Source organism: Haematospirillum sp. H1815 (genome assembly GCF_012102705.1).
Taxonomy (GTDB): domain Bacteria; phylum Pseudomonadota; class Alphaproteobacteria; order Rhodospirillales; family Rhodospirillaceae; genus Haematospirillum.
On the sequence record NZ_JAAVTA010000001.1, the window covers coordinates 24,673 to 47,765 of the forward strand.

Annotated in this window: 19 protein-coding genes and 1 pseudogene; 10 read left to right on the plus strand and 10 right to left on the minus strand. The window is 55.3% G+C overall.

Features of this window, described 5'->3' with window-relative positions; translation table 11 throughout:
- Nucleotides 1–24 precede the first annotated feature (24 nt).
- The 8 genes from HEQ60_RS00105 to gltX all read left to right on the plus strand — a co-directional run bounded on the left by HEQ60_RS00105 (nt 25) and on the right by gltX (nt 10,293).
- Nucleotides 25–825, plus strand: coding sequence for an AAC(3) family N-acetyltransferase (locus HEQ60_RS00105; protein WP_168068342.1), 801 nt, complete (start codon nt 25–27; stop codon nt 823–825).
- Nucleotides 822–2,123, plus strand: coding sequence for a DUF4910 domain-containing protein (locus HEQ60_RS00110; RefSeq protein ID WP_168068344.1), 1,302 nt, complete (start codon nt 822–824; stop codon nt 2,121–2,123). The genes HEQ60_RS00105 and HEQ60_RS00110 overlap by 4 nt, the downstream gene beginning before the upstream one ends.
- 144 nt (nt 2,124–2,267) lie before the next feature.
- Nucleotides 2,268–2,801, plus strand: a complete 534-nt coding sequence (locus tag HEQ60_RS10540; RefSeq protein WP_168068346.1) for a GNAT family N-acetyltransferase — start codon at nt 2,268–2,270, stop codon at nt 2,799–2,801.
- Between the two features lie 73 nt (nt 2,802–2,874).
- Nucleotides 2,875–4,245, plus strand: coding sequence for a glutathione-disulfide reductase (gene gor, locus HEQ60_RS00120; protein WP_168069043.1), 1,371 nt, complete (start codon nt 2,875–2,877; stop codon nt 4,243–4,245).
- Nucleotides 4,246–4,494: 249 nt separating this feature from the next.
- Entirely contained in the window at nt 4,495–5,913 is a 1,419-nt protein-coding gene (locus HEQ60_RS00125) for a class II 3-deoxy-7-phosphoheptulonate synthase (RefSeq protein ID WP_066135117.1), read from the plus strand.
- Nucleotides 5,914–5,963: 50 nt separating this feature from the next.
- The gene (locus tag HEQ60_RS00130) at nt 5,964–7,109 is read left to right on the plus strand and encodes a nicotinate phosphoribosyltransferase (protein WP_245176897.1); all 1,146 of its coding nucleotides are present in this window, start codon (nt 5,964–5,966) and stop codon (nt 7,107–7,109) included.
- A gap of 144 nt (nt 7,110–7,253) precedes the next feature.
- Nucleotides 7,254–8,924: an NAD+ synthase gene (locus tag HEQ60_RS00135; RefSeq protein WP_168068348.1), complete on the plus strand. Its 1,671-nt coding sequence runs from the start codon at nt 7,254–7,256 to the stop codon at nt 8,922–8,924.
- A gap of 31 nt (nt 8,925–8,955) precedes the next feature.
- Entirely contained in the window at nt 8,956–10,293 is a 1,338-nt protein-coding gene (gene gltX / locus HEQ60_RS00140; RefSeq protein WP_168068350.1) for a glutamate--tRNA ligase, read from the plus strand.
- Here the strand turns inward: gltX and HEQ60_RS00145 are convergent.
- Together HEQ60_RS00145 and HEQ60_RS00150 are read right to left on the minus strand one after the other, a co-directional pair.
- Entirely contained in the window at nt 10,290–11,117 is an 828-nt protein-coding gene (locus HEQ60_RS00145; protein ID WP_322099262.1) for a sulfite exporter TauE/SafE family protein, read from the minus strand. The genes gltX and HEQ60_RS00145 overlap by 4 nt on opposite strands.
- A 120-nt stretch (nt 11,118–11,237) precedes the next feature.
- Complete coding sequence (locus HEQ60_RS00150; protein WP_168068354.1) at nt 11,238–12,239, minus strand: AMP-binding protein; 1,002 nt, start codon at nt 12,237–12,239, stop codon at nt 11,238–11,240.
- 229 nt (nt 12,240–12,468) lie between these two features.
- On the opposite strand from HEQ60_RS00150, the gene HEQ60_RS00155 reads away from it, so the two are divergent.
- Nucleotides 12,469–13,740 (plus strand): D-amino acid dehydrogenase, encoded by a 1,272-nt coding sequence (locus HEQ60_RS00155; RefSeq protein ID WP_168068356.1) that lies wholly within the window; start codon nt 12,469–12,471, stop codon nt 13,738–13,740.
- Here HEQ60_RS00155 and HEQ60_RS00160 read toward each other — a convergent pair whose 3' ends face one another.
- The 4 genes from HEQ60_RS00160 to HEQ60_RS00175 all read right to left on the minus strand — a co-directional run bounded on the left by HEQ60_RS00160 (nt 13,741) and on the right by HEQ60_RS00175 (nt 16,958).
- Nucleotides 13,741–15,156: a cryptochrome/photolyase family protein gene (locus tag HEQ60_RS00160; protein WP_209315336.1), complete on the minus strand. Its 1,416-nt coding sequence runs from the start codon at nt 15,154–15,156 to the stop codon at nt 13,741–13,743.
- Nucleotides 15,157–15,206: 50 nt separating this feature from the next.
- Nucleotides 15,207–15,626 (minus strand): HIT domain-containing protein, encoded by a 420-nt coding sequence (locus HEQ60_RS00165; protein WP_168068360.1) that lies wholly within the window; start codon nt 15,624–15,626, stop codon nt 15,207–15,209.
- Between the two features lie 210 nt (nt 15,627–15,836).
- On the minus strand, nt 15,837–16,169 hold the full coding sequence (locus HEQ60_RS00170) for a lipid asymmetry maintenance protein MlaB (protein WP_168068362.1): 333 nt from the start codon (nt 16,167–16,169) through the stop codon (nt 15,837–15,839).
- A 165-nt stretch (nt 16,170–16,334) separates the two neighbouring features.
- On the minus strand, nt 16,335–16,958 hold the full coding sequence (locus HEQ60_RS00175; protein ID WP_168068364.1) for an exopolysaccharide biosynthesis protein: 624 nt from the start codon (nt 16,956–16,958) through the stop codon (nt 16,335–16,337).
- Between the two features lie 362 nt (nt 16,959–17,320).
- Here HEQ60_RS00175 and HEQ60_RS00180 point away from each other — a divergent pair, with 362 nt between their 5' ends.
- Nucleotides 17,321–19,606: a hypothetical protein gene (locus HEQ60_RS00180; protein ID WP_168068366.1), complete on the plus strand. Its 2,286-nt coding sequence runs from the start codon at nt 17,321–17,323 to the stop codon at nt 19,604–19,606.
- 67 nt (nt 19,607–19,673) lie between these two features.
- Here HEQ60_RS00180 and HEQ60_RS00185 read toward each other — a convergent pair whose 3' ends face one another.
- From HEQ60_RS00185 to HEQ60_RS00200, 4 genes and pseudogenes are all read right to left on the minus strand, one after another.
- Complete coding sequence (locus tag HEQ60_RS00185; protein ID WP_322099263.1) at nt 19,674–20,240, minus strand: winged helix DNA-binding protein; 567 nt, start codon at nt 20,238–20,240, stop codon at nt 19,674–19,676.
- 353 nt (nt 20,241–20,593) lie between these two features.
- Nucleotides 20,594–21,367, minus strand: a complete 774-nt coding sequence (gene udp, locus HEQ60_RS00190; protein ID WP_168068368.1) for a uridine phosphorylase — start codon at nt 21,365–21,367, stop codon at nt 20,594–20,596.
- An 18-nt stretch (nt 21,368–21,385) separates the two neighbouring features.
- Nucleotides 21,386–21,814, minus strand: a pseudogene (locus HEQ60_RS00195) (cytidine deaminase); the annotation flags it as partial.
- A gap of 27 nt (nt 21,815–21,841) precedes the next feature.
- Nucleotides 21,842–23,077: a phosphopentomutase gene (locus HEQ60_RS00200; protein WP_168068372.1), complete on the minus strand. Its 1,236-nt coding sequence runs from the start codon at nt 23,075–23,077 to the stop codon at nt 21,842–21,844.
- Between the last annotated feature and the right edge of the window lie 16 nt (nt 23,078–23,093).

The following is a 23,093-nucleotide window of genomic DNA, read 5'->3' on the forward strand; positions in this document are numbered from 1 at the left end:
TGCTGGGGGCTCGGGATTGTTCGCATGGTGGGCGTGGAAAAAAGTGCGCGTGTCGCCTTGAGCAAACGGTGGGCTGGGGCTGGTGTTGAAACGGGAGATGTCGTCCTAGTTCATAGCAGCATTAAACGCACACTTGCAGAATTCAGGCATGCTGGCGTTGCTGTTGATGCAGGTGATATTCTTCAAAGCTTTCTCGATGTCGTTGGGGCAAGGGGGACTCTTCTGCTGCCGTTGTTCAATTTTGATTTTACGTCAGGGGTTCCCTTTGACATCAGGCGCACCCCGTCAAGAATGGGCGCGTTGGCGGAAGCTGGGCGCGTGCATGCCGAAGCTGTCAGGACCGGGCATCCCATTTATTCGTTTGCAGTGATTGGATATCGCTCAAATGAATTCGAGAATATCGATAATGAAAGCGGTTATTCAGAGGAATCGCCTTTTGGTCTTCTGAAGAGGATGGATGGAAAAATAGCTGCCCTTGATCGGGATGACCAAGGTTGCATGACGTTCTATCATCATGTTGAAGAAGTCAAAAAAGTTGATTACCGTCTTTTCAAGACCTTCGCAGCTCCATACACAGATTGGAATGGCGTCACGGAAAGCAAGTCCTACAAGCTGTATGTCCGGGATCTGGAACGCGGTGTGCAAACGCACGTCAATCCTGCCGGTGAATTATTGTGGGAAAAAGGCTTGTACAAGGGCGACAGACCTTTGGTCGGGTCAGGTCTTCGCGTTGTAAGAAGCAAGGCCATGTTTGATCTTGTAGGGCAGATTATTGATCAGGGGAAAGCATTGGGAATGCTATACTCTTTGGAGAAATTACCTTGACAGGTCAGCATATTCATCAGCTTGCACGGCGGCTTTGGGGTATTAATCGCAGCCTCACAGGGGAAGGTGTCAGGGAAACACTGCGAATAATCAAGGGCATTCTTCCGGAGCTCCAGATCCATGAGGTTCCAAGCGGGACGCAGGTTTTTGACTGGACGGTTCCAAAAGAGTGGAGGGTCCGAGAGGCATACATTATCGATCCGAGTGGCAAGAAAATTTGTGACTTCAGGTCAAACAATTTACACCTTGTCGGATACAGTGTCCCAGTAAAGCAGAAGATCAGCCTTGAGGACTTGCAGAAGCACCTCTATTCCCTTCCAGACCAGCCAGCAGCAATACCTTATATTACCTCGTACTACAAAGAACGCTGGGGCTTTTGTTTGCCGCAGATCCTGCGTGACAACCTTATTGATGGTGAGTACGAGGTGTTCATTGACAGCGAGCTTTTCGATGGATCCCTGACATACGGAGAAGTGTTCTTGAGAGGGCGTTCCAGGGAAGAAGTGTTCCTGTCAACGTATGTTTGTCATCCTTCAATGGCAAATAACGAACTCTCTGGTCCAACGGTGACGACGTACATTGCAAAATGGCTGAAAGAGAGGGGGGATAATAGATTCAGCTACCGTATTGTTTTCATACCGGAAACAATAGGATCCATTTGTTATGTCAGCCGGAATCTCGACAGTTTGAAGTCCAGGGTTTTTGCTGGTTTCAATGTGACATGCATTGGAGATGACCGCACCTATTCCTATCTTCCGTCACGCCATGGGGCAACCATCAGCGATCATGTTGCGAAGCATGTCCTGAAGCATATCTGCCCTGAATACAAAGCTTATACATGGGGCGACAGGGGGAGTGACGAGAGGCAGTATTGTGCCCCTGGTGTAGATTTGCCTATGGCCTCGATTATGAGGACAAAATACGCCGAGTATGACGAGTACCATACGTCCTTGGATGATCTGGATCATGTCGTCACCCCCGAGGGACTTGAGGGCGGGTACAATGCCCTTTTGCGGGCTATTGAGGTGATCGAGCGGAATGGTTATCCCAAGGTCAAGGTACTCTGTGAGCCGCAGTTGGGAAAGAGGGGACTCTATCCAACATTGTCAACAAAATCGAGTGGCCTGGAGATTCGATTGATGATGGACCTGATTACCTGGTCCGATGGCACACGATCTCTGCTTGAAATCGCAGAGCTGTGCAGGGTGCCAGTATGGGATCTTTATCCGCTTGTTGACAAGCTGTCCGGTCATGATCTTCTTGATGTTATGGACGGCCCGCTACCCTTGCAGGCTTGAGTCCTTACTCTATCTTCTGATGCATGGATCCAGTCTGCTCCTGTTTCCTCACGCCATGTCATTTTGCCCTTGTCGTCGGGGCATGGGTTGACTTTGCAGGGCAGGCGGGTGATTCCTTGCAAGGTAAGACAGGGAGTATGCGGTGTGGCTGGGTCTGATGGAACTGTTATTCGGGAAGCAACCCTGATCGATGCAGACGCATTGGGCCTTATACACAGGATTGGTTTGCAGGCTGCTGTTCCTTGGGGAATGCCGCCAACGGCCTTGGTTCTGTCGGCCGGTGACCGCGCGGCAGAATGGCGTGAATGGCTGAAGGCCCGCGCAACAACGCGCAATGGTGGCCAGGCTATGGTCGCGGATTCCATGCATGGTCCTGTCGGCTTTATCTGCGTTGCTCCCGGCCATCCCCCCGGTGTGCCCGAGCACTGGTTGATCAGCCATTTCACAGTACTGGGTGCGCATCAGAAGCAGGGTCTCGGGCGTCAGCTGTTGAAGGCGGCCTTGGAAAAGGTGGCGCGTGGGCGTGGTGTGAGGGCGGATCTGTTCGTTCCCTCTGGTGCTCCTTGGGCTGCGGTGGTCGAGCATATGGGGGGACTGCCCGGTGGTGCAGAGCCTTTGGTACGGGCAGGAATGTCATTTATGGCAGAGCGGTACAGCTTCTCTGTGCTCTCTGCGTGAGTCAGGTAGGTTTTAATGCACGGGGACAGTGCGCCAGGCATGCCGGCGCCCGGGTAACAATCAGGAAGGCATGATGGCAGCTTTTGAGTACGATCTTGTAACGCTTGGTGCCGGATCCGGCGGTGTTCGGGCATCCCGTCTTGCCAGTGGGTATGGAGCCCGTGTTGCCGTGATCGAGGAAAGCCGGGTTGGCGGAACCTGTGTCGTTCGTGGCTGTGTTCCCAAGAAACTGTTGATCTATGGGGCAGAGTTTGCCCGTTCCTTTCAGGATGCGTGTGGGTATGGCTGGGCTGTCGGTGATGTCCATCTTGACTGGCCGGCGCTTGTGGCGAGCAAGAACCGAGAGCTGGATCGTCTGGAGGCAGTCTACCGCAATACGCTGAAGTCAAATCATGTCGAGCTGGTAGAGGGGCGTGGCAGGCTTGTTGATCCGCATACGGTTGAGGTCAATGGTCGCCGTATGACGGCACAGAGAATACTGGTCGCTGTTGGTGGGTGGCCTGTCCTGCCGGATATCCCGGGTGTCGAGCATGCCATAACATCCAACGAGGCGCTGGATTTGCCCCGCTTGCCGGACAGCATTGTGATTGTCGGTGGGGGATTCATTGCGGTGGAATTCGCCGGCCTCTTCCGTGCCTTGGGATGCGCGGTGACCTTGGTTATCCGTGCCGACAATATCCTGCGCGGTTTCGATCAGGATATCCGCGAGCACCTGGTTGCTGAACTTGAGCATCAGGGCATTGCGATCTGTCGCAAAAGTCAGGTGCAGTCCATCCGTTGCGAGAAGGATGGTCGCCGGATGGTAACGCTGCAGGATGGCCGGATCCTGGCCTGTGAGCAGGTCATGTACGCAACAGGTCGGGCCCCCAACACGGCGGGTCTTGGGTTGGAAGAAGCTGGGGTTGCGCTGGATCCCCGAACCGGTGCAGTGCAGGTTGATGCTTGGTCCCGGACTAATGTCAGCAGCATCTGGGCCGTGGGTGATGTGACAAACCGTATCAACCTGACCCCGGTTGCAATCCGGGAGGGCGCCTGTTTTGCTGAAACTGAATTCAACAACAACCCGATGACCCCGGATCATGCAAACGTGGCTTCAGCTGTTTTCAGCCAGCCTGCCGTCGGTATGGTTGGTCTGACCGAAGAGCAAGCGCGCGCCCGGGGCCCGGTTGATGTGTATGTGACCCGCTTTCGTCCGATGAAAAATACCCTTTCAGGGCGCGAGGAACGCACGATGATGAAGCTTCTGGTCGATCGGGCAACCCAGGTTGTGATCGGGGCCCATATGGTTGGTCCTGATGCGCCGGAGATCATCCAGGGGCTCGCTATCGCCGTCAAGGCCAGCCTGACCAAGAAGGACTTTGATGCGACGGTTGGTATTCATCCCACAGCAGCAGAAGAATTTGTAACCCTGCGTACACCACGGCCTGACCCAGTATCCGTGTGATTTGTTATAAGTACACGTCTTGATGCAAAGGGAATCCTGTTTCAGTGGTGTATTCTTTGCCCCAATGCGTTGCTCTGCAGACCGTTGCTTCGGGTCCATAAAGGGGGTGGCGAGGTAACGGGCTGACTTTTTTGCCTGCTTTTGGTCTGTTGGCTTGCGTCTGTATGCGGATGGAGCCTATATCTCGGACTCCCTGTTGTTTTTGTCAGAGTCTTTTTCTCTGTCTGCTTTAAGAAGGATGATGGTGTTATGTCTGGAAAATGGACCCCCGAAAGCTGGAGGAGCATTGTGCACTCGGCAGTAGAGGCGGGGTGGCCATTTGAGACATTCCAGATGCCGACCTATCCCGATCCGCAGAAGCTGCAAGCCGTGGAGGATTCCTTGCGGGGCTTGCCGCCTCTGGTTTTTGCCGGGGAGGCCCGTCGCCTGCGCAGTGCCTTGGCCGAGGTCGCTGAAGGGCGCGCCTTTATGCTCCAGGGTGGTGATTGCGCAGAAAGCTTCTCGGAGTTCCGGGCCGATTCGATCCGCGATACCTTCCGTGTTATTCTGCAAATGGCGATTGTCCTGACTTTCGGTGCGTCGTGCCCGGTTGTGAAGGTTGGGCGCATGGCCGGCCAGTTTGCCAAGCCCCGGTCTGCTGCAACGGAAATGCAGGATGGCCAGGAGCTGCCCAGTTACCGGGGTGACATGATCAATGGTCCGGATTTTACGCTGCAGGACCGTACGCCGGACCCGCAGCGTATGATGCAGGTTTACAACCAGTCTGCAGCGACCCTGAACCTGTTGCGTGCCTTTGCAGAAGGTGGTTACGCCGATCTGCACAAGGTTCACCAGTGGACGCTTGGCTTTGTCAATGGCTCTGATCAGGCGGCCCGTTACCAGGAAATGGCAGACCGTATCCAGGAAGCCCTGTGCTTCATGGATGCATGCGGCCTGACGGGGGAGCGCGTACCCCAGTTGCGCAAGACGGACTTCTACACATCACACGAGGCGCTTCTGCTGCCCTACGAGCAGGCCCTGACCCGTGTGGACTCCACAACGGGGGACTGGTACTGCTGTTCCGCCCATCTGCTGTGGATTGGCGAGCGTACCCGCGACCCCGAAGGGCCGCATGTGGAGTTTCTGCGCGGCGTCCAGAATCCGGTGGCTGTCAAGGTTGGTCCGGGGACAACGCCGGATGTGCTCCTGCGGCTGTGTGATATTCTCAATCCCGCTAACGAGGCGGGACGCCTGACCCTGATTACTCGTATGGGGGCAGAGGCTCTGGGGGCGCGTCTGCCTGCCCTGATCCGTGCTGTGCAACGCGAGGGGCGCAAGGTTGTGTGGTCTTGCGATCCGATGCATGCCAATACCCACAAGGCTGCCAATGGCTACAAGACCCGTTGTTTCGACCGCATCCTGGCCGAGGTGCGGACATTCTTCGCCGTTCATCGGGCTGAAGGCAGTCATGCCGGGGCTTTGCACCTGGAACTGACCGGGCGTGATGTGACGGAGTGTATCGGCGGATCCCAGGCTATTACCGAAGCCAGGCTGGGGGATGCCTATCATACCTTTTGTGATCCCCGCCTGAATGCGGCCCAGTCTTTGGACCTTGCCTTCCTGGTTGCCCAGGCCCTGAAGGAGGAGCGACGGGGGCAGCCATTGTCCGGGTTCGCCGTGGGAGCCTGATCGGTCGCATTTTTTCTTCTGCTTTGGTCTGGGGCGCAAAGGATATCATCTTGGAAGGATTGCTGGACAGGTTTCCCCCTTCGCCTGATTCTGTTCGGGCGTGGACCGACGCGTATTTTGCCCGTACCCGAAACATTATTGAGCGGTTTGGTGATATTGATGTCACCTATGCTGTTTTCTTGCGCCGCCCGGTTCTGGCTGCAACGCGCATGGCGCGTGAGTGGTTGGAGGCCGTTGTCCCCAAAGACGGACCGGGTGTGTGTGTTGAGGAACCCTTTGCGGAAGGGGACCGTGTTGGTGCGGGGGAACCGCTTCTTTTTGTGACCGGTCGTTTCTCTGTTCTGGTCGAGCTGGAAACACTGTTGTTACAGAAACTGGGCGCTGCCTGCGTTGCCGCCTGGCAGGCCGAAGCCATGTGCAGCGAGCTGCCTCATGTTGATTTTCTGGCCATGGATGCACGGCATTGTGCCGGAACAGAGATGGCTGCCTTGATGGCCTATGCGGCCTCTGTTGGCTCTTCTGCTGCCCGCAAGAGGGCTGGTGCGCGTGGTTTTACGGGCAATGCCACAGATGCGACAGCGCACTGGTTTGGCCGTAGTGAGGGTATGGGGACCATGCCACATGCCTTGATTGGTTATGCCGGGTCAACGGTGCAGGCCGCCAGGATGTATCATGAAACGTTCCCTGATGATCCTCTAATAGTCCTAGTGGATTACTTCGGGCAGGAAGTGGATGACGCTCTTGAGGTATGCCGTACTTTCCCGGATCTGGCCGTGGCGGGGCGCCTTGCCGTGCGTCTGGATACGCATGGCGGGCGTTTTCTGCAAGGGCTTGATCCTCAATCCAGTTATGCTGTTCTGGATCAACATGCTCCTCAGGCCATTCGGGGGTACCGTACGGATCGGGAACTGAAGCATCTTATTGGAACGGGCGTATCGGCGGCAGCTATATGGCACGTGCGTGATTGCCTGGACAAGGCAGGTTTCCCCGGTGTGCGGATTGTGGCCTCATCGGGTTTTACTCCGGAGAAGTGCCGTGTTATCGGGTATGCTCGGGCGCCGGTGGATGTGATTGGAACGGGCAGTTTCCTACCGGATTCCTGGCAGGAGACCTATGCAACGGCTGATATTATTGCCTATGGAGGGGAACCCAGGGTGAAGGTTGGCCGTGAATTTCTGCTGCGCCGTTCACGTTAACAGTATGCGGCTTGGTAATCGTTCCTTTCATATCTTTTTATCGGCGGACTTGTGTGTTCTGTCGTCTTGCGCGTTGACAGGGGTCTGTCTCCATCCTAGCTTGCCGGACTTCGCTGGTTTTGATATCGCAGAATGATCATGGTGATGGCTGATACCCTGAAGCTGGCGCTGGCGCAGCTCAATCCGACTGTTGGTGCCATCCGGGCCAATGCGGCACTGGTTCGGGATGCCAGAGACAAAGCTGCGGCAGAAGGAGCCAACCTTCTGATAACGGGTGAGCTGGTCCTGTGCGGATACCCGCCCGAGGATTTGGTATATCGCCCGGCCTTCCTGGATATGATAGAGAGTGAGCTTCAGGCTCTTGCCGCTCTCACAGCGGATGGTGGACCCGCCCTTCTGGTCGGCGCTCCTTGGCGGCAGAGCGGTGCACTTTACAACGCGGCCTTGGTTCTGGATGGGGGGGTGATTCAGGATGTTATTCTGAAGCATCACCTGCCGAACTATGGCGTTTTTGACGAGGTACGGGTTTTTTCTGCAGGCCCCCTGCCGCAGCCAGTCACGGTGCGTGGTGTTCGCATGGGGGTGATGGTTTGTGAGGATATGTGGTTCCCGGATGTGTCACGCTCTCTTGCCTGTAATGGGGCAGAACTGCTGGTGGTGCTCAACGGTTCTCCGTGGGAACTGGACAAAATTGCCGAAAGGCAGCAGCACGCCGCGGCCCGCGTGGGCGAAACCGGTTTGGCTTTGGTTTATGTCAACCAGGTAGGTGGTCAGGATGAATTGGTGTTTGATGGATCTTCCTTCGTTCTCGGGTGCGATGCTGCCGTGTGCCATGCCGCGCCGCCGTGGGATGAAGGCGTCACATTTTGCACGTGGTCGCGCCGAGATGCGCGATGGTGGCCGGACGGGGGCGCGTCGTCCTCTGCCGCGTATCCGCGGCGGGAAGAGTACATCTACCGGGCTTTGGTTCTTGGCTTGCGCGACTACGTAAGCAAGAATGGGTTTCCCGGCGTGTTGCTGGGGCTTTCGGGTGGTATTGACAGCGCCCTGTCGGCCGCCATTGCAGTGGATGCGCTGGGCGCCGACCGTGTCTGGTGTGTGATGATGCCGTCGGTCTATACGTCGCGCGACAGTCTGGACGATGCTGCCGAGGTTGCGCGTCTGTTGGGGTGCCGTCTTGATACCATTCCTATTGCTCCGGCTGTTGAGGCGTGGGATCGGATGCTGGCTCCTCTCTTTTCCGGTCATCCGCCTGATATTACCGAAGAGAACTTGCAGTCCCGCACGCGGGGTGTGATCCTGATGGGGCTTTCCAACAAATTTGGCCCGATGGTTCTGTCAACGGGTAACAAATCTGAGATGAGCACCGGGTATGCAACCCTGTACGGTGATATGTGCGGCGGGTATTCTGTCTTGAAGGATATCTACAAGACCACGGTCTTTGCTGTATCGGAATGGCGCAATAGCTGTTGCCCGCAGGGGCTTCTTGGGCCGGCTGGACCTGTGATGCCGCGGCGGGTCATTGACAAGCCCCCCACAGCGGAACTGCGCCACGACCAGAAAGATGAAGACAGTCTGCCCCCATATCCAGTGCTGGATTCTATCCTGGAGAAACTGATTGAGGAGCGCAAAAGCGTTTCAGCTGTTGCGGCAGAAACGGGCTACCCTCATGCCGAGGTTGAAAGGGTATGGGCGCTGTTGAATCGTGCGGAATACAAGCGTCGCCAAGCCCCGCCCGGTGTCAAGATCACCCGTTGTGCATTCGGGCGCGAGCGCCGCTATCCGTTGACCAATGCTTTTGTAAAACTGGCCTGAGGTTATCCGGGCTTTCTGGAAAACATACTGAATGTCTGTTCGTGTTCGCTTTGCTCCTTCCCCCACCGGTGCCCTTCATATGGGCAATATCCGTCTGGCTGTTATTAATTTCTTGCTTGCAGGCGGTGATCCGGGGCGCTTTGTGCTGCGCTATGATGATACAGACCAAGAGCGTTCCAAGCCTGAATTCATCGAAGGCATAGCCCGTGACCTGCGCTGGTTGGGCATTGAATGGAAGCAGGAGTTTTTCCAGTCGCGTCGGCTTGATCTGTATATGCAGGCGCGGGATCGCCTGATTGCTGATGGTCGCCTGTATCCTTGTTACGAGACACCCGAAGAACTGGAATATATGCGCAACCGTCAGCGTGCACGGGGCTTGCCTCCTGTTTATGACCGCTCGGCATTGGCGCTGACATCGGAGCAGAAGGAAACCCTTGAGCAACAGGGACGGCGCCCGCACTGGAGATTCCGGCTCGATCCCGGAGAGATACGCTGGACGGACTTGGTTCGTGGTGAGTGTGTTTATAATGCAGCTCACTTGGCAGATCCGGTTGTGATTCGGGAGGATGGCAGCTTTTTGTATTTGTTGCCGTCGGTTGTTGACGATGTTGCAATGGGCATAACCCATGTTGTGCGGGGTGAGGATCACGTAACCAATACGGCGGTCCAGATCCAGATGTTCCATGCCTTGGGGGGAAAGCTGCCGGCGTTTGCGCATCTTCCCCTGTTGGTTGGAGCGGATGGACACAAGCTGTCCAAGCGCAGCGGAAGTTTGTCTGTGGCGGAGTTGCGTGACAAGGGGGTTGAGCCACTGGCTGTCCATGCCCTTCTGGCGCGCCTTGGCTCTTCAGAGGCGGTGGAGCCGGTTCAGGATGTGCAGGTTCTGATCCAGGGTTTTGATCTCGGGCGTTTTGGGCGTGGTACCCCGCGGCTGGATGAAGCCGATTTGATGCGTCTGACAGAAAAACTGGTCCATGGCATGGGCTGGGATCAGGTTGCCCAACGCCTTCGGTCCCTGGGTTGTGATCTGGCCGACGAGTCCTTTTGGTTGGCTGTTCGTCCTAACGTGCAGACGGTTGCCGATACCCTGCCGTGGTACCGTATTTTGCATGGCCCAATGGTTCCTGTTTGCGAAGATGCAGCTTTCTTGGTTAAAGCTGCTTCCTTGCTTCCGCCAGAGCCATGGGACGAGAAGACCTGGAAGCAGTGGACAGGGGTTGTGTCCGCACAAACCGGGCGGAAGGGCAAGGCATTGTTCATGCCACTGCGCCTGGCTCTGACCGGTTTGGGCCATGGTCCGGAGCTCAAGGTTCTTCTGCCTTTGCTCGGGCGTGGTCGCGTTCTGCAGCGGCTGGGGTGTGCTGCCTAACTCTGGAGGTTCCAGAGCATGCGCAGGCTTGTCACGAAAAGAAACAGGGCAAAGACTTGGCGCAGTCTATGTGGTTTGACCGTATGTGAAACCCGTGCCCCCCATGGGGCAAAGCAGGCACTGAGTGGTGCAAGAACCAGTGCGCCGGGCAGGCTTATGTAGCCCAGCGACCAGGGGGGGTGCCCGGGGGTATCCATTCCGGCCATGGCGAACCCGACCGCGCCGGGAATCCCTATCGCCAGACCAAGGGCGCTGGCCGTTGCAACAGCGCGGTGTATGGGGACAGAGAAAGCTGTCATGGCCGGCACGCTTAATGTTGCTCCGCCAATGCCCATCAATGTGGCAAGCGTGCCGATCAAGGTGCCCAGGCAGAGTTGCCCCAAAGTTCCCGGCATCCGGATGGTGAAAGAGGGTCCTGATGGGCCAAAGGCCATATGGAGGGCGACCAGAAGAGCTGTAACCGAGAACACAGCGGTCAGGACATATCCCTTGACTGATGCTGCGATGATACCTGCCAGAACAGAGCCCGCGACAATGCCGGGTGCCCATGTCTTCAGCAGGTCTGTATCGATGGCATGACGGCGGTAGTGCGACCATGACGATGACAGGGCCGTCGGGACAATGACGGCCAAGGATGTTCCAACGGCCATGTGCATCCGTATACTGTCATCAATGCCCGGGGTTGCCAGCAGGTGGAACAGGGCAGGGACCATGATAATCCCACCGCCAACTCCCAGAAGTCCGGCCAGAAATCCGGCAGCAATGCCGGTTCCGACAAAACCGGCAGCAAGGATGAGAATGCTGAGTGTTGTATCAGTGCTCACCGTATTGGTCCATGCCATGTGCAGGGCCAGCCAGGATGAGCCACATTCATGGGGCTGTCAAAGTGATGGGTTCCCTTCGGGCAAGAGATTATGTCTTGATAACACCAAGGCGGTTCTGCTTTACGAGTTGGGAACCAGCCTGTTGTCATGAGGGGTCCTTGCTTCGTGCCTGTTGGCATTGCCTGCCGTTGTAACGTGTGTGCTTCCCGTAATGCCGGAGCATTCCAGGATACGATGGCCCGTGCGGGTTTCAAAGTCATGGAACATGCGGTCCGGCAGGGGGTCTGTGTCAGACAGGAACAGGCGGATGTTCTGGGTGGACACACGACCCAGCCCGGGTTTCTGCAACAGCTGCTCGTAGGAAGATGGGGTTCCCGTGAAAATGGTGCAGCGGGGCAAGCTGGCCAGAACACTGTCTACGTTGAAGGAGGGAAGCCATATCATGCTTGCTCCTGCAAGCAAGGCGCAATGGCAGCCGATAGACAGGCCATAAGCCTGAAACATGGGTACGGTATGCAGAACGATATCCTGATCTGTGATATGCCACGCCTGTATGAGGTTCTGCGCTACGGACAGCAGATTACCATGGGACAGCAGGGAGCTACTCTGCCGTCCTTTGGTGTCAGGGCTATACAGCACGACTGCTGGATCATCGGGGTGACATTCCACGATCGGGAACTGATCTGATCCTTTGCTGCCATGAATGGCAAAAGTTCCGTTGTGATGTGTCCCCAAAGTCAGCACATGATGAATACCGAAGCGCTGTGCCAAGGCATGACAGTGGTCTTCCCGTTCCGGTTCCACGATCAGGACCTGTGGTCTGGCGTCATGCAGAATATGGTCCAGGGTATGCCCCTCATGATCCGGGTTGATGGGGATAAAGACCACGCCCGCCCTCAGACAGGCCAGATGAAGCAACAGAAGCTCGGGAGATTTCTGTACCCGTACGGCGATGCGGTCACCTTTTTGCAGGCCAAGCCGGTAAAGGCTGTCTGCATAGCGGGCCGACCATTCCGCCGCCATGGTCCAGGTGATGGTCCGGCCACCGGGTGTATCCAGCAGAATACGATTCCCGTTGGCAGGTGATCGCGCGTATATGCTGGCGTAAAAAGAGCCTGTCATGATGCTGCCTTTCCCCATGTGATGTCTGTTCTTTGTGCCCCCCGGCATCACATCCTATTTTACCTGGTTTCCTGGATCTGTCAGGTTTTTGGTATTATCGATTATCTCTGCCTGGTCGTGGTGCCATGTGTGTAGCGGGATTTTCATGCTACGGTGACCAGAAAGGAAATCACGGGGCTGAAGTCCGTATTCATCCGGATTTAGGCTGTGCATGGGGATGGGAGATCGCATGCGTGTTCTGGTTCTTGGCGCCGGTGTGATCGGTGTCACAACAGCGTGGTACTTGTCTCGTGCCGGTCACGAGGTAGAGGTTCTTGACCGCCAGAAGGGGAGCGCCCTGGAGGCCAGTTATGCCAATGCAGGGGAAATATCACCGGGCTATGCCTCTCCGTGGGCGGCACCGGGCATTCCTCTCAAGGCCCTGTCATGGCTGTTCTCACGGCATGCGCCCCTGGTTCTCCACCCCGCTGTTGATCCGGACACTGTTGTTTGGATGGCGCGTGCCTTGGCCAACTGCAATCCTTCCTCTTATGATACCAACAAGGCCCGTATGGTGCGTATCGCTGAATACTCGCGGGATCTTCTGAAGGTGCTGCGGGCAGAAACCGGGATTACGTATGACGAGCGTATGCTTGGAACCTTGCAGATTTTCCGTACGCAGGCTCAATTGGATGAGGCTTCCCGCGATTGTCGTGTTCTTGAACGCCATGGTGTGCGCCATGACATTCTGGATCAGGCCGGTTGTATCGCGGTTGAACCCGGGTTGGCACCCGTTCAGCACAAGATTATTGGTGGTTTGCGCTTGCCGGGAGACGAGACTGGTGACTGTCTGAAGTTTACCCGGTCTCTTGCCACCATGGCATCCGATGCGGGCGTTGTTTTTCGTCATGGTGTGACGGTCAAGGCCTTGCAGGTGGATGCGACGCGGGTTACGGGTGTCCTGACATCTGAAGGCTTGATTATGGCTGATGCCTTTGTGCTGGCTTTGGGGAGTTCATCGCCTCTTGTCGCCCGCGAGATTGGTATTTATCTGCCGATAGCCCCTGTAAAAGGGTATTCCATCACCTTGCCCGTGCTCAACGAGAATGTTGCGCCGCGTTCCACCATTATGGATGAGACATACAAGGTGGCGGTGACCCGTTTGGGGGATCGTATCCGTGCTGCGGGAACGGCAGAACTGGCTGGGTATGATTTGACGCTTTCTCCGCGTCGTGTTCGTACGATCCGGCATGTGGTGCGGGATTTGTTCCCTGATGCCGGCATGGTGGACTATGCAGATGCTTGGTGCGGCCTGCGTCCGATGACACCCGACGGAACCCCTGTTCTGGGTGGGTGCCGGTATGGCAACATGTGGATCAACACCGGACACGGAACCTTGGGCTGGACCATGGCCTGTGGCTCGGCGCGGATTACGGCAGACCTTGTCAGTGGACGTTCTCCGGATATTGACATGGACGGTCTCAGCATTGCCCGTTACGGAGAACCGGACCGTCCGATCTGATCAGGTGGCTGTATCGAGAGCCTTCAAGGCTGCAAGGGCACGGTCGCGCGCATGCCCATGGTTGACAATGGGAGGTGGGTAGGCACTGCGCGCAAACAGGTCATCGGGGTCAACAGGGTGCTGGACAGACCGTGCGTTCCGGGTTCGTAACTCGGGAATCCAGCGGCGCACATACGTACCGGCAGGATCGAATTTTTCACCCTGTAGGACCGGATTGAAAATACGGAAGAACGGAGCCGCATCGGCGCCACAGCCGGCTACCCACTGCCAGTTGCCCGGATTATTGGCAGGGCAGGCATCAACCAGTGTATCCCAGAACCAGTCTTCCCCTTTTTGCCACGGCACCAGCAGATCTTTCACCAGAAAGGAGCCAACGACCATGCGTACGCGGTTGTGCATCCAGCCTGTGTGCCATAGCTCCCGCATGCCGGCATCTACAATGGGGTAGCCGGTCTGGCCACGACACCAGAGCCGGAATGCTTTTGGGTCATCCTGCCAGGGGAATCTGCAGAATTCCGGTCGCAGCGGTTCTGTATGCAGGGACGGGTGCTGGAACAGTATGTGATGATTGAATTCCCGCCATCCGACTTCTGAAAGGAACTTCAGGCCTTTCTCGCCCACAGCTCCCAACGTTGCATCCCATATCCGGCGGACAGAAATTTCCCCGAACCGCAAATGGGCCGACAGGCGCGATGTTGCCGCCCGGTCCGGAAAGTCACGGCCCGTGGCATAGTCATCGATGACACCGTCCAGAAAATGCCCGAGGCGTTGGAAGGCACCGTCTTCTCCCGGTTCCCAGGTGTCCCGCAGCCCCTGTGTCCAGTCCGGTCCTGATGTGGGGAGAAGACCGAAATCCTGCAGGTTTGAACCGCTTGTACGGGAGACGTGTGCAGGCCGTATCTGCGATGGTACGTCCAGCGGTTTGTGTGGTGGATGGAGTGTTGACAGTGTCTTCCAGAATGGTGTGAAGACACGGAATCGTCCCCCGGCCTTGTTACGTACAGCACCGGGATCGGCGATCAAGCCGGAGCGCGTCATGACGCCCTGTATGGAACGGGACTTCAGGGCGTCTTGTACTGCGTTGTCCTGTGCCGTCATCCACGGTGTGTGGCCTTCATTCCAGAAAACAGCGCCGGCATTCAACGCCTTGGCAACAGACAGGATTTCTGTCGCACTTCTGCCCTGACGCAAGATCAGAGTCACGCCATGGCGGGCAAGCTGGTCTGTCAGGCTTTTCAGGCTGTGATGCAGCCACCAGCGTGATGCAGCCCCAAGCGGGCGGCCGTCACTGTCCGGATCCAGAACAAAGACTCCTGCGACAGGGGATCCACTTTCGATGGCGGCAACAAGGGCGGGATGATCATCCAGGCGCAGGTCATAGCGAAACCAGACCAGGGCAGGGGAATGCGTGTTCATGGAGAGATCCATCGTGACGGGAACATGCGGCTGGCAATGATATATAGCTATTATCCGGCTGTTTGTGGCGGGGTCATATTACCGCGAAGCATACGGATTGTATGAGAGAGGCTGGCTTGATCATAAGGTTCGGGGCGGACAACACCCCATACAGGATCGGGCCATGCCGGGTCATCGTGAAAACGGGCAATCACATGCACGTGCAGCTGGGGCACCTGGTTTCCCAAGGCGGCCACATTAATCTTGTCCGCCTTGGTTGCGTCTTCCAGCAGACGTGCTGCCAGCGCCATTTCATGGACCAGGCGAGTACGATCCTCCGGTGACAGATGGTGCAGCTCACGGACATCTTCCCGTTGGGGGACCAAGATCAGCCAAGGGTACGTACGATTATTCATCAGCAGAACCCGGCTCAGGGGCCAGACCGCAATCTCAACGGTATCGGCTTCAAGGCGGGGGTGCAGCCTGAACATTGTGTGCTCTTTCATGGTGCTGTGACGCTTGCAGTCCATGCTGCCCTAATGAGGTTGTTTTGTCACGGGAAAGCCTGCAAAACAATTCTGTATGCCCATGGTCCTGGATGCTGGAATGAGGAACCCCCGCCATTCCTGAAGACCCTGGGGGAGATATGGGTCTCAGGCTTGGCGGGGGTGGGCAGAAGGTTTTACCCCTCTGCCGGTATTTCAGTGCACCGCTGGTCCGGGTGCGTATGTCTCTATCATCCTGACCTGGCTATCCAGTCCGACCAGGGACAGCAGGCCCCTTGGCTGACCGGGTGGGCACAGCAGTGTCAGTGCCCGACCACTGGAAACCAGGCGTTGGTTCAGCGCGATGATCAACCCGATTGCGGCGGCGTCTATGACCGCTACGCTGCTCAGATCAAGGGTTACGTCCTGTTTTGCGTCTTGGCTGATGCCTATAAGCACCGGCAGAACGCTGTCCAGGGTCGAGAGGGTCAGGTCACCTATTACAACAGCAATAATGTCTTGGTGGCTGTTGAGCAGGGTAACGGACATCTCTCTGTACTCCTTCATCGGCTTGCCCATATCAGAGCAAGCCCGATGCCAGGCTTTGGAAGCCTTTTATATCAAGGTATTATTGGTTCTATGTGTACTGAGGCCCCCGCTGCATTCGCAGGTTGCGACGCGCTTCGGGGCCTGTTTTGCGGGATATGGGATCATTCAGGCAAAAAGCCCTATGACGGCGGTGCCGCCAAAAAGAATAAGCCCTGAGAAAACCATAAGAGCGATTAATGACAGAGACCATGCAATCAAAAGGACTATCCCGTCACGCTCAAAAAGCCCGAGCCCCAGCAGGCAGAGGATGATTCCCAAGGGGATATTGGTAAAGGGAACTGGAAGGAGAAGAAGGGCAGATACAATAACCATCATAATGCCTGTCAATCTTTCTCCTGCAGTTGATGAGAGCCACGGCAAACGATAGCGCAGGATTTTTTCAACTTTTCTCATCCTGGGTAGAATGACGGCAAGTGACTTTTTCCATGTCTCCAGATCAATCGATTGACGGCTGAGAACGGCTGGAAGCCATGGTCTTTTCTGCCCGGCTGCCAGTTGTAAACTTATAACCAGCAGGGGGGCCCCGAACACAAGGCCAAAACCCGGTATCGGCATAGGAATAAGGCAGGGAAATGCCAAGGCCAGAACGATGACACCCCATGCCCGGTCATCAAGGACCCGTGTAATATCACCGATACAGATTCGTGAAGAGCCAGCTGGTGGTGAAAGGGCTTCCAGGGCTTGGGAGGCTGGAATGTGGCGGTGGGAGCGCGGTTGATCAAAGGACATGCAGAAACCTGGGTTATCGCAGTTCAGGTACGTTGTAGTGTGCTGCGTGATGGGAGACGGGAGAAAACAGAGCACGTTTTTACGGTATTCTTCAAGCCTGTGCACCTTATGAATACAATCTGTACAGTTTCTGTGGAACAAATCATCTTAACATGCAGAAAATTTGCCTTCATGCATTTTATGAACATATTCTTACTGGTCTGATCAGTGAAATTGTTTCTCAGTAATAATACTGATGTGGAGTATTTAATGTATTTGTGATTGTATTCATGGCTCTGTGCTGTTCCTTTCTCGGGGAGAGGCAGATTGTGCTTCAAAAGTGTTTCTGGTGTGTTTGATGTCTTTGCATCATGGGAGGGGATATGGGCACGGATCATGACACAACTCTGCATGCTGCTGTCAGCGCTGGACGCTCTTTGTCAGATGGTGATGCGGATGGTAACGCTCCCGGTATGTCCTATATTCCTTATCCTGCCGACTCTGTCTGGGAATGGCGCATTCCACACATGCAAGGTGCGGGAAATACAGCCGTCTATGGCGTTCAGGCTGATCGTCTTTCTTTTACCATCGATGGGCATAGCTATCATATTACACGTGGCTCGGGTCCCAAGTTCTGGGACATTAATCGTCTCGCCGAAGATATGGAGACTGCGCTCAGCGGAAGCATGCATGAGGCGGCAAAGATCAAGGTTGCCCCGGATGGCCATTCTCTTCGGTTTATGAATATGGGGAATGTCCGTATTGGCAAAATCCTAGCTCACCGCGATGATACTGGAAATACAACAGAATTTCGTTTTAAGCCTGGTGAATTCAGGGTCATGCTGGGCGATAATCCACCACCTGAAGGGCCTGGCCGTGTCCCGCCACCTGTGCAGCATGCGCATGCATCTTTTCCGGGGCCTGATAGCGGGGCTGTATCCACGATGACATTCAGGTTGCCTCCGTTATCCGATGGCCTCTCCCCAAAAGGCATGCAGTTCAAGATTGGTGGCCATGATGTCAATATTACCTTTGCCGGTGAGCAGGATGTTTTGGGGCTATTCGCCAAGGCCCGTTTCGAGATTGCTGCCGACAGCAATGGTGTCCTTACTATAAAAACAACGACCAAGGCTCCCATGGGGTCCGGAGAGGTCATTCTGGCCAGGCCACCTGTTGCATTACAGATCCGGGACGGTGAACCTGGCGGCCTTGCGCTGGATCCTGTTCCATCTTCGATAACGCTTTCTGAGCTTTGGCCATCAAGTGTATGGAATGGTAGTGGGGAGGAACCTCTCAACCTCCATATTGTTTTACGTAAGGGAGATATACTGAGGGAATCTGTTCACATTGCGGTCAACTGTCGTGAAAGCCTCAGCTCTGACCAGCTGGTTGAGATCCTTAATCAGGCATTTGCGCGGGACCCTCATGAACTTGTTGCCTCACTGGACAGTCATAACAGGCTCGTTATCAGTAGTCCGGAGGGATTTATCTTTGAGCGTGTGACGCTTGTCATACCTGATGGGCGTGGTCAAGGTGATACAATTGGTGCCCAGACTGAATCCGGCGAGCCCGGTATCGTCCCCCCGCAGGATACATCGTATCGTCATTTGAACGAGCCTGCCTTGCAGAGAACCCTGCGTCTTGACCGGCAGTATCACGAGAGCGACGAGGGTTATGATCCTGACGCAACTCCTGATCTGAATCAGGATGCACCGTCCTTGCCCGGCGCATCCCGTATACTGCAGCACGATGGCGCGATGGCATATGCACAGCCATCTCTTGCACGGTTTGACCTTTCAGGTAACAGTATGACGATGTCGGGGGCTGGCAATTCTGCGCTGGACACAAGGCCGGATTTGCTGATCGTGAACCTGCAGTTTCAGATCGGTGATGAGTCCGTTACGGTTCGGGATACGTTTGCGACGCTTAAAGAAATCCAGCAAGCAGTCAACGATGCGATTCGGAGCAGGCCCGGGTTGGAGAATACCCTGGCAAAAATCAGTGATGGTGCCTTGGTTATCGAGAATGCCGCGGCACAACCTTTTACGGCGGCTCATTGGTCTGTAACGCCGGCAATCGTATGGTCACCCGATATTCTGGACCGTGTGGATGGGCGTATGGCTTCAGATGCTGTGCCGTCTACAGCCTTCCTTGATATTGGCGCGTATTCTGGGCATGCCTTGTCACTGCCGTTTGAGTTTATCCACCCTGTTCTCAGTTCACCAGGTGTTCTGCATATTCAGGCACAGTCATGGCGTACGCCAACTGAACTGGCTAATGTGATAACGCAGGCCGGCTCTGTACATGGCATCACGGCATCTTTCCTCGTTGAGAACAATATTGGGAAGATTGTTTTACAAGATCAGCATGGGCGTGATTTCCGGGCTGAGCGGATGACGGTTTCTGTCGAAATGCCTGATGAAAAGCACGCAGGTTTTGCTGGTGTCTGCATGCCTTCTCCTCATGGATATGCTCCGGGCCCTATTACCTCGGATACTTCCAGGGACTGGATTGACCTTGATGCCATGGCATGCAGGACAGAAGAGCTGCCAACAATTGCTTCTGGCCTTGTAAAATCAGAGTTTGTCCAGGATGCCTTCGAGCTTTTACCTGATGGTATGAAAGCAGCCGTAGCCTTTTTTGTACCAGAGTTTGTAGAGCTGCTTTGACATTCCTTATACAGCAGCAGTGTTGATCCTGAGCGGTTTTTCCCCCGCTCAGGATCAAGATACGCGGTTAGACCGATGATGCCGCCCGGGCAACTTGGTCATAGAACCCCGAAAGATCTCTTAATGCCGTTGCAAGATGGTGAAAGCCATTCCCGCTATCATTCTGTCGTTCAGCGGCGTCGCGTAGACACTTGGTTCGAATGGCAAGATAAGATCTACAGACGGCTTCACCTTGTGTTGTTGTTCTGTAAAATCGCTCTTTACCGCGGCGCTCTCCCTCGACCAATCCCGACTTGAGCATCTTCTTCAGGGAGTAGTTGACTGTATGTTGGTCTTCCACATTCAGGACAAAGCAAATGTCTGCCAGTCGTTTTGCCCGTCTGCGGTGATTAACACTGTGAAGAACCAGAATATCAAGTGGGCTGAAGTCTGGGTATCCAACGGCAGCCATGCACCGTGTAATCCAGCGATTGAACGCATTATGGGCAACGATCAAGCTGTATTCATGATCGCTTAACTGCCATTCGTGACACAGGCTCTGTTCGTCATGTCCACAAACAGAGACCGGTATGTTGATATCAAACCGGTGTGTGATGGCTTCATCCGGCCGTGTTTGTTCCCTTGCTTCTCGCACGAGACGTCCTCCTCTCTATACTGATTGTTTTTTATTTTCGTGCATTAGTTACACTTAATAGAGCCATCAATGACGATGTCTGCAAGGTAAAATCATAGGACATCACAAGTTTGCGGCGCGAATGTCGTGTTTGCTGGGCAACCGTGAGATTTTTTCCGGGAATAAGACAGTGGCGTCTTGCTGCAGGGGGAATCAGTTCAGCACTATGACCAACGGCATCTCATTCCGATTCGCAATTCGTGCTGGTTAATTGCAGGTTGGCATATGTGTTTTTTGTCGGTGCTTTATTTGTGATGCTATAGATCTATCACCATCTCACAAGGCCCGGATTTATACCGGGCCTTGTGAGAGTGTCATGTAAGAATGCCTGCTGCCCGGACGACCACGGAAATGGCGGCTTGTTCCGTTCTTTTGATCATGTCAGATGAGGGCATTTCTTGTTCGGTTCGGTTCACGATTGCACCGGCCACCATACCGGCCTTTAGCCCCATAGCAGAGCACATGGTAAAGAGGGTCGCTGATTCCATCTCGTAATTCATAACATGCAGGGCCTGCCATTCCGAGAGTGACCCAGCCCATTGGCGGCGGACATGCCCAGAGTAGGTATCATAGCGCTCTTGCCCTTGGTAAAAGGTATCCGAAGACGCCGTAATGCCAACGTGCAGGTTTACGTTTTCCTCTTTGGCAGCCCGGACCAAGGCTGTTGTACAGTCAAAGTCAGCCACAGCAGGGTAGCTGGCTGGTGCGAAGTGGTGACTTGCCCCATCCAGACGTACGGCACCAGTTGTCACCAGAATATCACCGACAGCAATATGCTTCTGTATGGCTCCTGTTGTGCCCACGCGCAGGAAGGTGCGGATGCCAAGCTGGGCCAGTTCCTCGACCGCGATCGACGTAGACGGGCCGCCAATCCCCGTCGAGCAGACAACAATTGGTACCCCCTCAATCTCGCCCAGCCATGATGTGAATTCGCGGTGACTGGCTAGTGGGCGTGCATTTTCCATACGTTCGGCAATAAGGGGGCTGCGTCCCGGATCTCCCGGCAGAATAGCGACGGTTGCGCCTGCAAGCATGGACCGATTCAGGCCAAGATGAAAAACTTCGGGCTGGGTGCTGACATTGGACATGAGAACGGCACTTCCACTTCAGGATTGTGTTGTTTCAGGATCAAGATAGAACGCACGTGGCAGCAAAGCCGATGCCGTGGTTGTTTCTATATCACCTTTCAGGTTGGTCAAGACAACCTCTAGGGTAGGTGATCCAAGCTCTATAATAACTTGGCGGCAGGCCCCGCAGGGTGCGATCGGGCCATCTGTATCGCCAACAACGGCAAGGCATGTGAATTCACCGGGTTTATATCCCTCCGAGACAGCCTTGAACAAAGCCGTTCGTTCCGCGCAGTTGCACAAGCCGTATGATGCGTTTTCGACATTGCAGCCGTGGAAGATATGGCCGTCACGTGTTTGCAGGGCCGCACCAACCTTGAAACGGGAGTACGGTGCATAGGCTTTCTCGCGGGCCTTTATCGCTTCCTGCCTGAGCTGTTGATGATGGTTCATAAAACAATTCCGGTTCTGACAAGGTGTAACACGATGGTGTGATCAAGGCGAAAGCGCACGCGCCCACGGCATGACGGTTCCATCCGGGAAAGGTGACAGGCTGAACATGTGTGCCAAGCTTTGCCCCACATCGGCAAAGGTCTCGCGGATGCCTTCGTTGCCTGGGGGGATCCGGGGGCCGAACGCAAGAACGGGAACGTGTTCCCGTGTATGGTCGCTACCTTGCCAAGTGGGGTCGCAACCATGGTCTGCAGACACCAGCAACACGTCATTTTTGTCTAGGCAAGCCATCAGTTCGGGCAATCTGTTGTCAAAGTGCTCCAGCCCGGCGGCATAACCAGCCACATCACGGCGGTGCCCCCAAGTTTGATCAAAATCGACAAAGTTGGTCATGATGATGCTGTTCGGCCCGGTATCCTTCATGGCCTGCAGGGTAGCATCCCATAGTGAATCGTGGCCGCTGGCCTTGATGCTGCGGGTAATGCCGACGTGGGCATAGATATCGGGGATCTTCCCGATGCCGACAACGGTTCCACCGGCATCGGACAACTTCTCGAGAACGGTTGGGGCAGGGGGTTTGACAGCAAGGTCGCGCCGGTTTCCTGTTCGCTTGAAGGTATCTGCTGTTGTTCCGATAAAGGGCCGGGCAATCACACGGCATATATTGTAAGGCCTTACTTCCTCGAAGGCGATTTCACATAAATCGTACAGCCGTTGCAGGCCAAAGCTTTCCTCGTGGCAGGCAATCTGGAAAACAGAATCCGAGGATGTATAGAAAATGGGTTTGCCCGTTCGTAGGTGTTCTTCGCCCATCTCGGCGATAATGGTCGTCCCGGAGGCATGGCAGTTGCCAAGCCAGCCCGGCAGATCAAACCTGCGAACAAGGTTCTCCAGCAGCGTGGGTGGGAACGTATTGTCCTTTTTCTCGAAGTAACCCCAGTCAAATCTTATGGGAACACCAGCCAGTTCCCAGTGACCGGATGGGGTGTCCTTGCCGCTGGATATTTCACGGGCGGCAGCCCATGCGCCGATGATATCCGGTTGAGGGTTAAACCCGGCTGGTAGTTCCCCTGTTGCAAGACGTGCGGCCAAGCCAATCCCCAGGCGTTCAAGATTGGGAATCCGCAGTGGTCCTGAGCGTTCCGGGCTATCGGCCCGTCCATCACGACACCATTGGGCTATATGGCCAATGGTGCTGGCTCCTTGGTCTCCGAAACGCTCTGCATCAGGCGTAGCGCCGATGCCAAAGGAGTCCATGATCAAGATAATGGCGCGCATGCCGGTATTCTCCTGC

What these genes read in the sequence shown, in the direction of transcription:
- HEQ60_RS00105 (WP_168068342.1), top strand. Translation starts at nt 25, where the DNA reads ATGGTGGGCGTGGAAAAAAGTGCGCGTGTCGCCTTGAGCAAACGGTGG.
- gor (WP_168069043.1), top strand. Translation starts at nt 2,875, where the DNA reads ATGGCAGCTTTTGAGTACGATCTTGTAACGCTTGGTGCCGGATCCGGC.
- HEQ60_RS00125 (WP_066135117.1), top strand. Translation starts at nt 4,495, where the DNA reads ATGTCTGGAAAATGGACCCCCGAAAGCTGGAGGAGCATTGTGCACTCG.
- HEQ60_RS00135 (WP_168068348.1), top strand. Translation starts at nt 7,254, where the DNA reads ATGGCTGATACCCTGAAGCTGGCGCTGGCGCAGCTCAATCCGACTGTT.
- gltX (WP_168068350.1), top strand. Translation starts at nt 8,956, where the DNA reads ATGTCTGTTCGTGTTCGCTTTGCTCCTTCCCCCACCGGTGCCCTTCAT.
- HEQ60_RS00150 (WP_168068354.1), bottom strand. Translation starts at nt 12,239, where the DNA reads ATGACAGGCTCTTTTTACGCCAGCATATACGCGCGATCACCTGCCAAC.
- HEQ60_RS00155 (WP_168068356.1), top strand. Translation starts at nt 12,469, where the DNA reads ATGCGTGTTCTGGTTCTTGGCGCCGGTGTGATCGGTGTCACAACAGCG.
- HEQ60_RS00160 (WP_209315336.1), bottom strand. Translation starts at nt 15,156, where the DNA reads ATGAACACGCATTCCCCTGCCCTGGTCTGGTTTCGCTATGACCTGCGC.
- HEQ60_RS00165 (WP_168068360.1), bottom strand. Translation starts at nt 15,626, where the DNA reads ATGTTCAGGCTGCACCCCCGCCTTGAAGCCGATACCGTTGAGATTGCG.
- HEQ60_RS00170 (WP_168068362.1), bottom strand. Translation starts at nt 16,169, where the DNA reads ATGTCCGTTACCCTGCTCAACAGCCACCAAGACATTATTGCTGTTGTA.
- HEQ60_RS00175 (WP_168068364.1), bottom strand. Translation starts at nt 16,958, where the DNA reads ATGTCCTTTGATCAACCGCGCTCCCACCGCCACATTCCAGCCTCCCAA.
- HEQ60_RS00180 (WP_168068366.1), top strand. Translation starts at nt 17,321, where the DNA reads ATGGGCACGGATCATGACACAACTCTGCATGCTGCTGTCAGCGCTGGA.
- udp (WP_168068368.1), bottom strand. Translation starts at nt 21,367, where the DNA reads ATGTCCAATGTCAGCACCCAGCCCGAAGTTTTTCATCTTGGCCTGAAT.
- HEQ60_RS00200 (WP_168068372.1), bottom strand. Translation starts at nt 23,077, where the DNA reads ATGCGCGCCATTATCTTGATCATGGACTCCTTTGGCATCGGCGCTACG.